Raw genomic sequence first — 11,538 nt, 5'->3', positions numbered from 1 at the left:
GGTCATGGCTTGGTAGGTTTCGGGGCTGCGGGGGCGATGCGGACGATCTGCACCGTGCCGTTGCCGGGCTGCCCAGGTTGAGCGGGGAGGGCGGAGAAAACCACGATGATCTCTTCACCGGGTTCTTGCAGGCAGGAGACTGCGAGGGAGGCCTGTCGGATGGATTCGGCAGCGGCGCGATCCAGCTCACGGTTGCCCGAGCTCAGGCGAGCCCGGATCGCGCCGAAGCTGCCGTCCTGCTGCGTTGTCAGCACTATCGAAAATTCTTTCGGCGCGGAGATGACCGTGCTGGCGGGCAATTTGACCGGGGTGGCACCCACCAGGTCTTCGGGGGTGCAGGACGCGTTGGCGAAGGCCCAGGGCGAAAGGCCCAGCAGCAACAGTGCGGGCAAAGACGTACGCATCATCCGACGCTTCCTTCCAGCGAGACTTCCAGCAGCTTCTTGGCCTCCACCGCGAACTCCATCGGCAGTTCGCGGAACACCTGCTTGCAGAAGCCGTCGACGATCATCGACACCGCGTCTTCCTGGCTGATGCCACGGGCGCGGCAGTAGAACAGCTGGTCGTCGGAAATCTTCGAGGTGGTGGCCTCGTGTTCGACGGTGGCGCCCGGGTTCTTCACCTCGATGTAGGGGAAGGTGTGCGCGCCGCACTGCTTGCCGATCAGCAGCGAATCGCACTGGGTGTAGTTGCGCGCGCCATCGGCGTTGCGGTCCACCCGCACCAGGCCGCGGTAGGTGTTCTGGCCACGGCCGGCACTGATGCCCTTGCTGACGATCTTGCTCTTGGTGCGCTTGCCGACGTGGATCATCTTGGTGCCGGTGTCGGCCTGCTGGCGGTGATGGGTCAGCGCCACGGAGTGGAACTCACCGACCGAGTCGTCGCCGAGCAGCACGCAGGACGGGTACTTCCAGGTGATCGCCGAACCGGTTTCGACCTGGGTCCAGGTGACCTTGCTGCGCGCGCCACGGCATTCGGCACGCTTGGTGACGAAGTTGTAGATGCCGCCGACGCCGTTCTCGTCGCCCGGGTACCAGTTCTGCACGGTGGAGTACTTGATCTCCGCGTCTTCCAGCGCGACCAGCTCGACCACCGCCGCGTGCAGCTGGTTCTCGTCGCGCATCGGCGCGGTGCAGCCTTCCAGGTAGGACACGTAGGCCTTGTCCTCGCACACGATCAGGGTGCGCTCGAACTGGCCGGTGTGGCCGGCATTGATGCGGAAGTAGGTGCTCAGTTCCATCGGGCAACGCACGCCCTTGGGAATGAACACGAAGCTGCCGTCGGAGAACACCGCCGAATTGAGCGCGGCGAAGTAGTTGTCGCCTACCGGCACCACGGTGCCCAGGTACTGGCGGACCAGTTCCGGATGTTCCTTGATGGCCTCGGACATCGAGCAGAAGATGATGCCCTTCTCGGCCAGTTCCTTGCGGAACGTGGTACCGACGGACACCGAGTCGAACACCGCGTCCACCGCCACGCCTGCCAGCTTGGCACGCTCGTGCAGCGGCACGCCCAGCTTGTCGTAGGTGTCGAGCAGTTCCTTTGGCACGTCATCCAGCGAGGCGTACTTCGGGCCCTTGGGCGCGGAGTAGTAGCTGAGCGCCTGCAGGTCGATCGGCGCGATCTCCAGCTTGGCCCAGTCCGGCATCGGCATGGTCAGGAAGTGGCGGTAGGCGTCCAGGCGCCACTGCGTCATCCACTCCGGCTCGTCCTTCTTGGCCGACAGGGCACGGATGGTGTCCTCGTCCAGGCCCGGCGGCAGGGAGTCCGATTCGATCTCGGTGATGAAGCCGGCCGAATACTTGCGACCGAGCTGCTCGTGGATCTCGCGGTTGGGGGTGTCGTCGTGGGCGACGTTTTCGATGGTTTCGGTGGCCATGGGGGGCTGCCTGTGGATCAGGAGACGACGTCGACAGCGATGGTGCGGCGCTGTTCGTCATCGGCAAGGGGAAGAGGGGGCAGGATCTGGGCGAGGGTGACATCGCGCAGGGCCTCGGAGACCACGTCGTTGATCAGCCGCCAGCTGCTGCGCGCGCCGCACTTGGGCGCCATGCCGCACTGGTGGTGGTCGTGGCTGCATTCGGTCAGGGCCAATGGCCCTTCCATCGCTTCGACCACTTCGAACAGCGAGATCTCGATGGCCGGGCGGGTCAGGCGGTAGCCGCCACGGACACCGCGCAGGCCTTCGACCAGGCCGGCCTGCGCCAGCGGCTTGAGCACCTTGCTGACGGTGGGCGGCTCCAGGCCGGTGAATTCGGCCAGCTCAGTGGCACTGAGCACCTCGCCCGGACGGGCGGCAAGCACGGTCAGCACCACGGTGGCGTAATCGGTGAGCTTGGTGACACGCAACATGGGAATGCGAGCGGTTCTTAAAGCGGACTGAAATTGTACGCTTTTATTCGCCGGCATCCAACCCGGGCATTCAGCCGGCGCTGGGACGGACCGGGACGACGCACCGGGGCCACCGCCGGGGCGCCATGCTGCGCCAACGGGGTGATTTTCGCAATCACCCGGAATGGGCGAGAATCCCGGTTCCATCCGCTGCAAACAGCCCGTGCCGATGCCGAAGAAGATCCAAGCCCGCAAGTCCGCCATCCATGGCAACGGCGTGTTCGCCGTGGCCCCGATCAAGCAGGGCGAGCGCGTGATCCAGTACAAGGGCCTGCTGCGCAGCCACGGCGACGTTGATGCCGATGATAGCGGCGACGTTGAAAGCGGCCATACCTTCCTGTTCACCCTCAACGATGACTGGGTGATCGATGCCAACTACAAGGGCAACGATGCGCGCTGGATCAACCACAGCTGCGACCCGAACTGCGAGGCGGTGATCGAGGAAGACGAGGACGGTGACAGCCGTGGCGACAAGGTGTTCATCGAGGCGCTGCGTGACATCAAGGCCGGCGAAGAGCTGACCTACAACTACGGCATCACCCTGGCCGAGCGTCACACCGCCAAGCTGAAGAAGATCTGGGAGTGCCGCTGCGGCTCGCCCAAGTGCACCGGCACCATGCTGCAGCCCAAGCGCTGACCGGTACCGGGTAGTGCCGGCCGCTGGCCGGCAAGGCGCAATCCAGGTGCCGGCCAGCGGCCGGCACCACCCGGAGGCTCTCCACCTGCCGTGCACGGCAGGGTCACCGCCGTGCAAGGGCCGTTCTTCCATTCTGTCGGCACCCCCAACCGGAGTGCACCCATGGCAGAACGATTGAAGGGCAAGCAGATTGCCATCCTTGCCACCCACGGCTTTGAACAGTCCGAACTGACCGAACCCAAGCGTCTGCTGGAAGCCGAAGGCGCGCGCGTCAGCGTCGTGTCGCCTGCAAAGGAGGCGACGATCAAGGGCTGGAAAGAGAAGAACTGGGGCGACGCCGTTGCAGTGGATATTCCGCTGGATGAGGCCGATCCGGCCAGCTTCGATGCCCTGGTGCTGCCGGGAGGGGTCATCAATCCGGACACGCTGCGTACCGACGAGGCTGTACTCGGCTTCGTCCGCGCAGTAGACGAAGCCGGCAAGCCTGTGGCGGCGATCTGCCATGGCCCGTGGCTGCTGATCAACAGTGGCCTCGCCGATGGCCGCGAGCTGACGTCCTGGCCGTCCCTGCAGCAGGATCTGACCAATGCGGGGGCGAACTGGCGCGATGCCGAGGTCGTGGTCGACGGCAACGTGATCACCAGCCGCAAGCCGGATGACATCCCAGCCTTCAGTGAGGCGGTGGTCAAGGCACTTGCCGCCTGATGCGCTACCGGTAGTGCCGGCCGCTGGCCGGCACCACCTTACTTGCCCAGCACGCCTGCCGGCACCAGGTTGCCCAGGTTCTGGTTGAAGGTGACCACCAGCTTGCCGTTCTTCACCTGTGCCGACTGCACCTGCAGCGCGCCAAGCATGCCGGCCACGGCCGGGTCCAGCTTGTAGATCGGCTCCCGCTGGGCGTAGTCGCTCAGCCAGGCGTTGAGCAGGCCACGGGTACGGGAGTCGAGACGACCGCCCTGGTTGGCCGGGGTGAAGTCATCCACGCTCGGCTGCTGCAGGTGGAACCCCTGGGTCTGCGCGTCGTAGCGCAGGCCGCTGCTGAGCTTCACCGTACCCAGTTTGGCCGGACTGCCACCGGCAGTGGCCAGTGCCACGTCCATGCCAAGGTTCAAGCGCTCGCCGGCCGGGAGGCTCAGCTGGGGGTGGCTCATGGTGAGGGCGATCAGTCCGCCCAACGCGTCCTGGGTGCGCGGGAAGCTGCCATCGAGATACTGCTGCACATCGCTGGCGCCGACCGACAGTTCGCGGCCGGAAATGGATGGGGCGGCCTGCGCGCCGATCGCGGCGGCGATCAGTACGGTGGAGGCGGCGAGGCGGGTCATCAGGGAACGCAGGCGCATGGCGGTGACCGCTGGACTGGGAAAGGATGGAGGAAAGAGTAGCCGGGGCGGCTGAATCGCGCGTGCATGCCGCTGCAACGGTTCAGTCCAGCGTTGGCCGCAGTTGCGCCGACTGGATCTGCCAGCCGCGGCCATCAGCACTGGGCTGCACGCGGTACCAGCCGCCGAAGCGGAAGGTGCCTTGGGTGGTGACCGCGCGGATCCGCACCGGCACCTCCAGCAGCTTGGGAGGGTGCTGGCCGTCGCGCGCCACCGGGCGCTCGCTGTCCAGCCGCAGCGTACGCACGCCCTGCAGCTGGCGTATGGCAGCGTCATCTGCGCGGTGCGGGTCGGCCGGTGGAATCGCCCATGCCGCGTCGCTGGCGCTGCGGTTGCGGTTGAGCAGCGCGATCACGTAGCGGTTGAGCATCACCGACGGTGGTTGGGCGTCGGCAGCGACCGCAGCGAACAGCGGATCGATCGCCGGTGTCTGCAGGGGCGCCGCTTCGGTGCCGGCGATGCCCTGCGTTCCGGCACTGGCGACAGCCGGCGCTGGCGCAACATCGGGCGCTGCCGCAGGCTTGGAGCAGCCGAGCAGCGCCAGGGGCGCGATCAGGAAAAGCGTCCTGCGCATGCCTCCTCCCCGAGGCGATGTGGGGGAGACAGTGTATCGGCTGCGCGGGAATCAGCGGGAGGAGGGCAACTGCTCCAGCGCATCCAGTGCCGGCAGCACCTGCCCGGCGATGGCGGCCAACGCATGTCCATCGGTCTCCGCGTGGCGCTGCACGATGTCGCGCAGCAGCTGGGTGGCGATCACCAGGGTCGCGCGTTCATCACCGCTGATGCCAGCGGTGCGTGGCGCCGCTTCCAGCAGGCGCATCAGGTCGCGGCTGGCGCGATGTTCCAGTTCGATGGTGCAGCGCCCGGTGCACTGCAACCCGTCCTTTTCGATGGGGGTCACCGAGATCCGGTAGCGGGTGGAGGGGCTGGCCATGAGGGGATGCTCGCCGTAGCTGTGGAGGATGTGCCCACCTTAGGCAAGGCCGTGCCCGGCGGCGATGGCCGGGGCTGCACGCAGTGTTCCACCCGGTACGTTCCAGGGCCTGCCCAGGCCGCGCCTGGCTAATGGCGACGGGCTTGAACGGGGATTTTCCAGTATGCGGCAACGCTGTGTTGCGGATGCCCCGGGGCGGCGCATCCACGCGTGGCGTGGACCTGCTGCCGGGAACGTGCAAAAGAAAACGGGACGGCCAGAACCGTCCCGTCGGAATCCGCGTCGGGGCGCGCGCTTACAGCGCGGCGTCCTTCAGCTTCTTCAGCGGACGCACCTTCAGCTTGGTGGTGGCCGGCTTGGCAGCGAACCACTGCTCTTCCTTGGTGAACGGGTTGATGCCCTTGCGCTTCGGCTTGGCCGGCACATTGACGGTGGTGATCTTCAGCAGGCCCGGCAGGGTGAAGGAGCCAGCGCCCTTCTTGTGCACCGAGGAGGCAACGGCGCTTTCCAGCGAGGCCAGCACAGCGCGGACGTCCTTGGCGACGACGCCGGAGGCTTCAGCGATGTGTGCAACCAGGCCGGACTTGGTCAGCACTTCCTTGATCGGCTTCGGAGCGGCCGGCTTGGCGGCTGCCTTCGTCGCGACTTTCTTCACTGCCTTCTTCGGGGCAGCCTTCTTAGCGGTCTTTGCCATGGTTTCCTGTTCCGTGAACGGTTGGTTGTTTGGTCGGCGCCGAACCCCGTCGGCAAGCGCAATGTAGGGCAACTCTTGGGCGCCGCCAATAGCCCGAAGCGCGGAAAGTGCATGTTTTTTCATATCCAGGCCGATTCAGTACATGGCGCGCCGTGGGGGACGGGGGTGTGGCAACGCGCGCTACGGCCCACGCCCGCCCATCGGCGGAATGCGCGAAACCACTGAAAACAAGAGAAAAATGCGTTTCCGGCTGGTGAGAAAGTGTCCACGCGCCGGGTTCGGAAGGCGACCTGCGGCGTGCGGCGGAGCGACGCAGGGCTAACGCCTCCCGTGCGAGGGTGACCGTTCATCACCGTCACGCAGGAGCAGCACATGGGAATCTCGCGACACGCCACCGCGCACTGGGAAGGCGATCTGAAGTCGGGCAAGGGGCAGCTGAGCACGCCGCAGAGCGGGCTGCTGGACAAGACACGCTACGGCTTCAACAGCCGTTTCGGCGACGAAAAGGGCACCAATCCGGAAGAGCTCATCGCTGCTGCGCACGCCGGTTGCTTCACCATGGCGCTGTCGGCCAAGCTCGGCGAAGCCGGCTTTACCCCGACCTCGCTGGATACCGAAGCCAAGGTCGATCTGTCATTGGAGGGCGGCCCGCAGCTGTCGCAGATCCGGCTGAAGGTGAAGGCAGTGGTGCCGGGTATCGACGCGACGCAGTTCCGTGCGATTGCCGATGACGCCAAGCAGAACTGCCCGGTGTCCAAGGCGCTGAGCGCGGTGCCGATCAGCCTGGAAGCCGAGCTGGGCTGAGGGTAGTGCCGGCCGCTGGCCGGCAACCGCATGATCTCGAGGTCCAGGTAACAGCCGGCCAGCGTTATGGCGGCCTTCCTGGCCGCCACCCTCCGGGCCGTCGCGTCCGACGTTGGCAGCGGCTCCTGCCGCTGCCTTCGGCTCCACTTCGATGGTGTTTACCAATCGATGGTGCCGCTGATCACCGTCTGCACCTGCCCGCCAGACCAGACCTCGCCGTCCTGGTCGACCAGCAGGGTCAGGCGCGCGTCATGGCCGACTTCGCGGCCCTGGCTGACTTCAAACGGCGTCCGTCCACGCGGCAGCGCGTCACGCAGGTCCAGCCACGCGGCCAGCACCGCATTGGCCGCACCCGAGGCGGCGTCCTCGAAGCGGCGTCCATTGCCGACGAAGGCACGTACGGCCAGGTCGAAACCCTCGCTGCCATCGCTGAAGGCATAGGCGAACACGCCCATGCTGTCGGTGGATTCAGCCAGTGCGGCCACTGCATCCCAGTCTGGCTGCAGCGCGCGCAATGCGGCCTCGTCGGCCACCTGCACCACCCACCAGCTGCGGCCGCCCTGCATGCGTGCCGGCGGCAGTGTGCCCAGCGGCCAGTCCTTCAGCGCGGCCTGCAGGCGCGGATCGGTGGCCTCAGCGGTTTCGGCCAGCTGCGCGCGCGGGGTGCGGATGGCGATGCGCTGCTGCGTACCCTCACCGCTGACGCGCAGCGGCAGCGCGCCGGCAATGCCGTCCTGCACCAGCACGCCGTCGACCGCTGCGGCCAGGCCCGCCTGCAGCACCGCGTGCGCGGTACCGACGCTGGGATGGCCCGCGAACGGTACTTCCTTCTGCGGGCTGAACATGCGCAATCGATAGCTGGCGCCCGGCACCTGCGGCGGGAACACGAAGGTGGTCTCGGGCAGGCGCGTCCAGCGCGCGATGGCCTGCATGCTGGCGTCGTCCAGGCCCTCGGCATCGAGTACCACGGCCAGCGGATTGCCAGCGCCGGCGCGCGGGGAGAACACGTCCAGCTGCAGGAAACGGCGGGTGGTCATAGGGGGCAAACTCCGTAAAACGAGAGGGGATACGGTAGCGCCGGGCCATGCCCGGCGACCGTGCGCGGCCCGGCGCTACCAATGGATGCTGCCGTCGATCACGCACTGCACCTGGCCGCCGATCCACACCGTGCCCTGCGCATCAACCTCGACCTGTACGCGACCATCGCGGCCGACTTCGCGGCCCTGGCTGGCGACGTAGCGGCCCTCGCGGCCGGGCAGGGCATTGCGCTGGCGCAGCCAGGCACCGATCAGCGCATTGGCGCTGCCGGTCACTGGATCCTCGGGCACGGCGGCTGCATCAGCGGGGCAGAAGGCGCGCACCACCCGGGTGTGGTCGTCGCCGGCCTCGTCGGCGAACACGGCCACACCGGTCGCGTCGGTGGCGAGGCTCCAGTCGGCCAGCGTGGCCATGTCCGGCACAAGGTTGCGTACGGCGGCGGCGTCGCGCAGCGGCAACAGCCACCAGCGTGCGCCGTTGTCCCACAGTTCGGGCACGTGCCCGCTGTCGGCCAGCGCCAGCAGCGCTTCGGGCGCTCCGTCGGCCGCTGTGTCCAGTCGCCGCGCCGGTGGGCTGGCCAGCTGGATCTGCAGTGCCTCGGCCGGGCCGCTGACCCGTACCGGCAGCAACCCCGCCGCACATTGCTGCAGCAGGGCACCGTCGTGCGGTTGCGCCAGGCCGCAGGTCACCGCCGCCCAGGCGGCGCCGACGCTGGGGTGGCCGGCGAAGGCCAGCTCGCGGGTCGGGGTGAAGATGCGGATGTGGTAGTCGGCGCCCGGCGTGCTGGGGCGCAGGAAGAACACCGTCTCGGACAGGTTCAGCCAGGCGGCCAGGGCCTGCATCTGGCTGCTGGAGAGCCCGTCGGCGTCCAGGATGACGCCCAGCGGGTTGCCGGTGCCGGGGCGGGGGGCGAAGACATCGAGCTGCAGGTAACGGAGGACGGCCATCTACGGGGATATTGCGCTTAGAATCAAAGGTTCCGCCCCCGAGGGCGGCTTCCCCACATTCTACATAGCCAATCCATGTCAGCTTCCCCCCTTGTCGATCGTTGGATCGTACTGAAGTTCGGCGGCACCTCGGTGTCGCGTCGTCACCGCTGGGACACGATCGGGAAGCTGGCGAAAAAACGCGCGGAAGAGACCGGCTCGCGCGTGCTGGTGGTGGTGTCGGCGCTGTCCGGGGTCACCAACGAACTGACCGCGATCGCCGATGGCGCGCCCGACAGCCGGGACCGCGTGGCGGCGCTGGTCGAACGCCACGAGGCCTTCCTGGTTGAACTCGGCCTGGGCCGCGAGGTGCTGGCCGATCGCCTCGCCGCGCTGCAGGGCCTGCTCGACGATGCGCGTGCAGCCACCCGTCCGCTCGACTGGCAGGCCGAAGTGCTGGGCCAGGGCGAGCTGCTGTCCTCCACCCTGGGTGCGGCCTACCTGCACGCGTCGGGCCTGGACATGGGCTGGATGGATGCCCGCCAGTGGCTGGACGCGATGCCGCCGCAGCCGAACCAGAGCGACTGGTCGCAGCGCCTGTCGGTGAACTGCCAGTGGCGCGCCGACGCGGAATGGGTGCAGCGCTTCCGCGCGCAGCCGACCCGCCTGCTGATCACCCAGGGCTTCATCTCGCGGCACGCCGATGGCGGTACCGCCATCCTCGGCCGCGGCGGCTCGGATACCTCGGCGGCGTACTTCGGCGCGTTGCTGGGTGCCAGCCGGGTGGAGATCTGGACCGATGTGCCGGGCATGTTCAGCGCCAATCCGAAGGATGTGCCGGACGCGCGCTTGCTGACCCGCCTGGACTATTACGAGGCGCAGGAAATCGCCACCACCGGCGCCAAGGTGCTGCACCCGCGCTCGATCAAGCCGTGCCGCGATGCCGGCGTGCCGATGGCCATCCTCGATACCGAGCGCCCGGAACTGCCCGGCACCAGCATCGATGGCAGCGCCGCGCCGGTACCAGGGGTGAAGGCGATCAGCCGCCGCAACGGCATCGTGCTGGTGTCGATGGAAGGCATCGGCATGTGGCAGCAGGTCGGTTTCCTGGCCGATGTGTTCAACCTGTTCAAGAAGCACGGCCTGTCGGTGGACCTGATCGGTTCGGCCGAAACCAACGTCACCGTGTCGCTGGATCCGTCCGAGAACCTGGTCAATACCGATGTGCTGGCCGCGCTGTCGGCCGACCTGTCGCAGATCTGCAAGGTGAAGGTGATCGTGCCGTGTGCGGCGATCACTCTGGTTGGCCGTGGCATGCGTTCGCTGCTGCACAAGCTGTCGGACGTGTGGGCGACCTTCGGCCGCGAGCGCGTGCACATGATCTCGCAGTCGTCCAATGACCTGAACCTGACCTTCGTCATCGACGAGGCCGATGCCGATGGCCTGCTGCCGGTGCTGCACGCCGAGCTGATCGACAGCGGCGCGATGCCGGTGGAAGAGACCGAAGTGTTCGGCCCGCGCTGGCGCGAGATCGCCGGCACCGTGCGCCCGCGTGGCACGCCGTGGTGGCGCGGCCAGCGTGCGCACCTGCTGCAGCTGGCCGATGCCGGTACGCCGCGCTACGTCTACCATCTGCCGACCGTGCGCGCCCGCGCCCGCGCGCTGGCCGCGATCAAGCCGATCGACCAGCGCTACTACGCGATCAAGGCCAACAGCCACCCGGCCATCCTGCAGCTGCTGGAAGCCGAAGGCTTCGGCCTGGAGTGCGTGTCGCATGGCGAACTGAAGCACGTGTTCCAGCACCTGCCGGAACTGTCGCCCAAGCGCGTGCTGTTCACTCCCAGCTTCTGCCCGCGCAGCGAGTACGAAGCCGCATTCGCGCTGGGCGTGACCGTGACGGTCGACAACGTCGAGGCACTGCAGCGCTGGCCGGACCTGTTCCGCAACCGCGAGCTGTGGCTGCGCGTCGACCTGGGCCGTGGCGAGGGCCACCACGCCAAGGTCCGTACCGGTGGCAAGGAGTCCAAGTTCGGCCTGCCGATCGCCCGTGTCGATGAGTTCGTGCGCGCAGCCACTGATCTGGGCAGCCGCGTGGTCGGCCTGCACGCGCACCTGGGCAGCGGCGTGGAGACCGCGCAGCACTGGCGCCTGATGTGCGATGAGCTGGCCGGTTTCGCCCGCCGCATCGGCAGCGTGCAGACCATCGACATCGGCGGCGGCCTGCCGATTCCGTATTCCGCCGAGGACGAGCCGTTCGATCTGGATGCCTGGGCCGAGGGCCTGGCTGAGGTCAAGGCGCTGCATCCGGCGTTCCGCCTGGCGATCGAGCCGGGCCGCTACCTGGTGGCCGAATCCGGCGTGCTGCTGACCCACGCCACCCAGGTGGTGGAAAAGGACGGCGTGCGCCGCGTCGGCCTGGATGCCGGCATGAATGCATTGATGCGCCCGGCCCTGTACGACGCCTGGCACGACATCGAGAACCTCAGCCGCCAGGGTGGGTATGCCGAGGCGGCGTTCGATGTGGTCGGCCCGATCTGCGAGTCCAGCGACGTGTTCGGCAAGCGCCGCAAGCTGCCGGTGTCGACCGCGCCGGACGACGTGATGCTGATCGCCGATGCCGGCGCCTACGGCTATTCGATGGCCAACACCTACAACCAGCGGATGCTGCCGCGCGAAGACGTGATCGAATGATCGCCGCGCGCGCCCTGCACCCGCCCACCGACACGCCGCGCGCC

General features: G+C 67.6%; 13 protein-coding genes. 4 read left to right on the top strand and 9 right to left on the bottom strand.

The genetic code is table 11. From position 1 onward, the window contains the following. Positions 1-2: 2 nt before the first annotated feature. The 3 genes from AC5P9F_RS02505 to AC5P9F_RS02495 are packed head-to-tail and all read right to left on the bottom strand — an operon-like array spanning position 3 to position 2,352. The gene (locus tag AC5P9F_RS02505) at positions 3-407 is read right to left on the bottom strand and encodes a hypothetical protein (RefSeq protein ID WP_308680160.1); all 405 of its coding nucleotides are present in this window, start codon (positions 405-407) and stop codon (positions 3-5) included. Next, positions 404-1,879, bottom strand: a complete 1,476-nt coding sequence (gene sufB / locus AC5P9F_RS02500; RefSeq protein WP_005408435.1) for a Fe-S cluster assembly protein SufB — start codon at positions 1,877-1,879, stop codon at positions 404-406. The genes AC5P9F_RS02505 and sufB overlap by 4 nt, the downstream gene beginning before the upstream one ends. 17 nt (positions 1,880-1,896) lie before the next feature. After that, positions 1,897-2,352 carry an SUF system Fe-S cluster assembly regulator gene (locus AC5P9F_RS02495; RefSeq protein WP_005408436.1) on the bottom strand — a complete coding sequence of 152 codons (456 nt, stop codon included), beginning with the start codon at positions 2,350-2,352 and terminating at the stop codon, positions 1,897-1,899. 208 nt (positions 2,353-2,560) lie between these two features. Between AC5P9F_RS02495 and AC5P9F_RS02490 the strand changes: the two genes are divergently transcribed. Together AC5P9F_RS02490 and AC5P9F_RS02485 are read left to right on the top strand one after the other, a co-directional pair. Beyond that, positions 2,561-3,028 (top strand): SET domain-containing protein, encoded by a 468-nt coding sequence (locus AC5P9F_RS02490; RefSeq protein ID WP_012479369.1) that lies wholly within the window; start codon positions 2,561-2,563, stop codon positions 3,026-3,028. A 162-nt stretch (positions 3,029-3,190) separates the two neighbouring features. Continuing rightward, positions 3,191-3,733 carry a type 1 glutamine amidotransferase domain-containing protein gene (locus AC5P9F_RS02485; protein ID WP_024956948.1) on the top strand — a complete coding sequence of 181 codons (543 nt, stop codon included), beginning with the start codon at positions 3,191-3,193 and terminating at the stop codon, positions 3,731-3,733. Positions 3,734-3,771: 38 nt separating this feature from the next. On the opposite strand, the gene AC5P9F_RS02480 is transcribed toward AC5P9F_RS02485, so the two are convergent. The 4 genes from AC5P9F_RS02480 to AC5P9F_RS02465 all read right to left on the bottom strand — a co-directional run bounded on the left by AC5P9F_RS02480 (position 3,772) and on the right by AC5P9F_RS02465 (position 6,035). Beyond that, the gene (locus AC5P9F_RS02480; protein ID WP_049403261.1) at positions 3,772-4,368 is read right to left on the bottom strand and encodes a YceB family lipoprotein; all 597 of its coding nucleotides are present in this window, start codon (positions 4,366-4,368) and stop codon (positions 3,772-3,774) included. 82 nt (positions 4,369-4,450) lie between these two features. Then, the gene (locus AC5P9F_RS02475) at positions 4,451-4,981 is read right to left on the bottom strand and encodes a hypothetical protein (RefSeq protein WP_180873947.1); all 531 of its coding nucleotides are present in this window, start codon (positions 4,979-4,981) and stop codon (positions 4,451-4,453) included. 51 nt (positions 4,982-5,032) lie between these two features. Beyond that, positions 5,033-5,341, bottom strand: coding sequence for a DUF3861 family protein (locus AC5P9F_RS02470; RefSeq protein WP_005408441.1), 309 nt, complete (start codon positions 5,339-5,341; stop codon positions 5,033-5,035). A 295-nt stretch (positions 5,342-5,636) separates the two neighbouring features. Beyond that, complete coding sequence (locus AC5P9F_RS02465; protein WP_005408442.1) at positions 5,637-6,035, bottom strand: HU family DNA-binding protein; 399 nt, start codon at positions 6,033-6,035, stop codon at positions 5,637-5,639. Between the two features lie 372 nt (positions 6,036-6,407). Between AC5P9F_RS02465 and AC5P9F_RS02460 the strand changes: the two genes are divergently transcribed. Then, positions 6,408-6,839, top strand: coding sequence for an OsmC family protein (locus AC5P9F_RS02460; protein ID WP_005408443.1), 432 nt, complete (start codon positions 6,408-6,410; stop codon positions 6,837-6,839). Positions 6,840-6,997: 158 nt separating this feature from the next. On the opposite strand, the gene AC5P9F_RS02455 is transcribed toward AC5P9F_RS02460, so the two are convergent. After that, the gene (locus tag AC5P9F_RS02455; RefSeq protein ID WP_005408444.1) at positions 6,998-7,876 is read right to left on the bottom strand and encodes a PhzF family phenazine biosynthesis protein; all 879 of its coding nucleotides are present in this window, start codon (positions 7,874-7,876) and stop codon (positions 6,998-7,000) included. A 75-nt stretch (positions 7,877-7,951) separates the two neighbouring features. Continuing rightward, positions 7,952-8,824 (bottom strand): PhzF family phenazine biosynthesis protein, encoded by an 873-nt coding sequence (locus AC5P9F_RS02450; protein ID WP_099480376.1) that lies wholly within the window; start codon positions 8,822-8,824, stop codon positions 7,952-7,954. 75 nt (positions 8,825-8,899) lie between these two features. Between AC5P9F_RS02450 and AC5P9F_RS02445 the strand changes: the two genes are divergently transcribed. Beyond that, entirely contained in the window at positions 8,900-11,494 is a 2,595-nt protein-coding gene (locus AC5P9F_RS02445; RefSeq protein WP_005412537.1) for a bifunctional aspartate kinase/diaminopimelate decarboxylase, read from the top strand. Positions 11,495-11,538 lie beyond the last annotated feature (44 nt).

It is taken from the genome of Stenotrophomonas sp. YJH_SMC_4 (assembly GCF_059371575.1).
The sequence above is the reverse complement of the archived record's forward strand: the minus strand, read 5'-3'. Positions and strand labels throughout refer to the sequence as shown.

Coding starts and splice junctions, on each gene's coding strand:
- AC5P9F_RS02505 (WP_308680160.1), bottom strand. CDS start 407: ATGATGCGTACGTCTTTGCCCGCACTGTTGCTGCTGGGCCTTTCGCCC.
- sufB (WP_005408435.1), bottom strand. CDS start 1,879: ATGGCCACCGAAACCATCGAAAACGTCGCCCACGACGACACCCCCAAC.
- AC5P9F_RS02495 (WP_005408436.1), bottom strand. CDS start 2,352: ATGTTGCGTGTCACCAAGCTCACCGATTACGCCACCGTGGTGCTGACC.
- AC5P9F_RS02490 (WP_012479369.1), top strand. CDS start 2,561: ATGCCGAAGAAGATCCAAGCCCGCAAGTCCGCCATCCATGGCAACGGC.
- AC5P9F_RS02485 (WP_024956948.1), top strand. CDS start 3,191: ATGGCAGAACGATTGAAGGGCAAGCAGATTGCCATCCTTGCCACCCAC.
- AC5P9F_RS02480 (WP_049403261.1), bottom strand. CDS start 4,368: ATGCGCCTGCGTTCCCTGATGACCCGCCTCGCCGCCTCCACCGTACTG.
- AC5P9F_RS02475 (WP_180873947.1), bottom strand. CDS start 4,981: ATGCGCAGGACGCTTTTCCTGATCGCGCCCCTGGCGCTGCTCGGCTGC.
- AC5P9F_RS02470 (WP_005408441.1), bottom strand. CDS start 5,341: ATGGCCAGCCCCTCCACCCGCTACCGGATCTCGGTGACCCCCATCGAA.
- AC5P9F_RS02465 (WP_005408442.1), bottom strand. CDS start 6,035: ATGGCAAAGACCGCTAAGAAGGCTGCCCCGAAGAAGGCAGTGAAGAAA.
- AC5P9F_RS02460 (WP_005408443.1), top strand. CDS start 6,408: ATGGGAATCTCGCGACACGCCACCGCGCACTGGGAAGGCGATCTGAAG.
- AC5P9F_RS02455 (WP_005408444.1), bottom strand. CDS start 7,876: ATGACCACCCGCCGTTTCCTGCAGCTGGACGTGTTCTCCCCGCGCGCC.
- AC5P9F_RS02450 (WP_099480376.1), bottom strand. CDS start 8,824: ATGGCCGTCCTCCGTTACCTGCAGCTCGATGTCTTCGCCCCCCGCCCC.
- AC5P9F_RS02445 (WP_005412537.1), top strand. CDS start 8,900: ATGTCAGCTTCCCCCCTTGTCGATCGTTGGATCGTACTGAAGTTCGGC.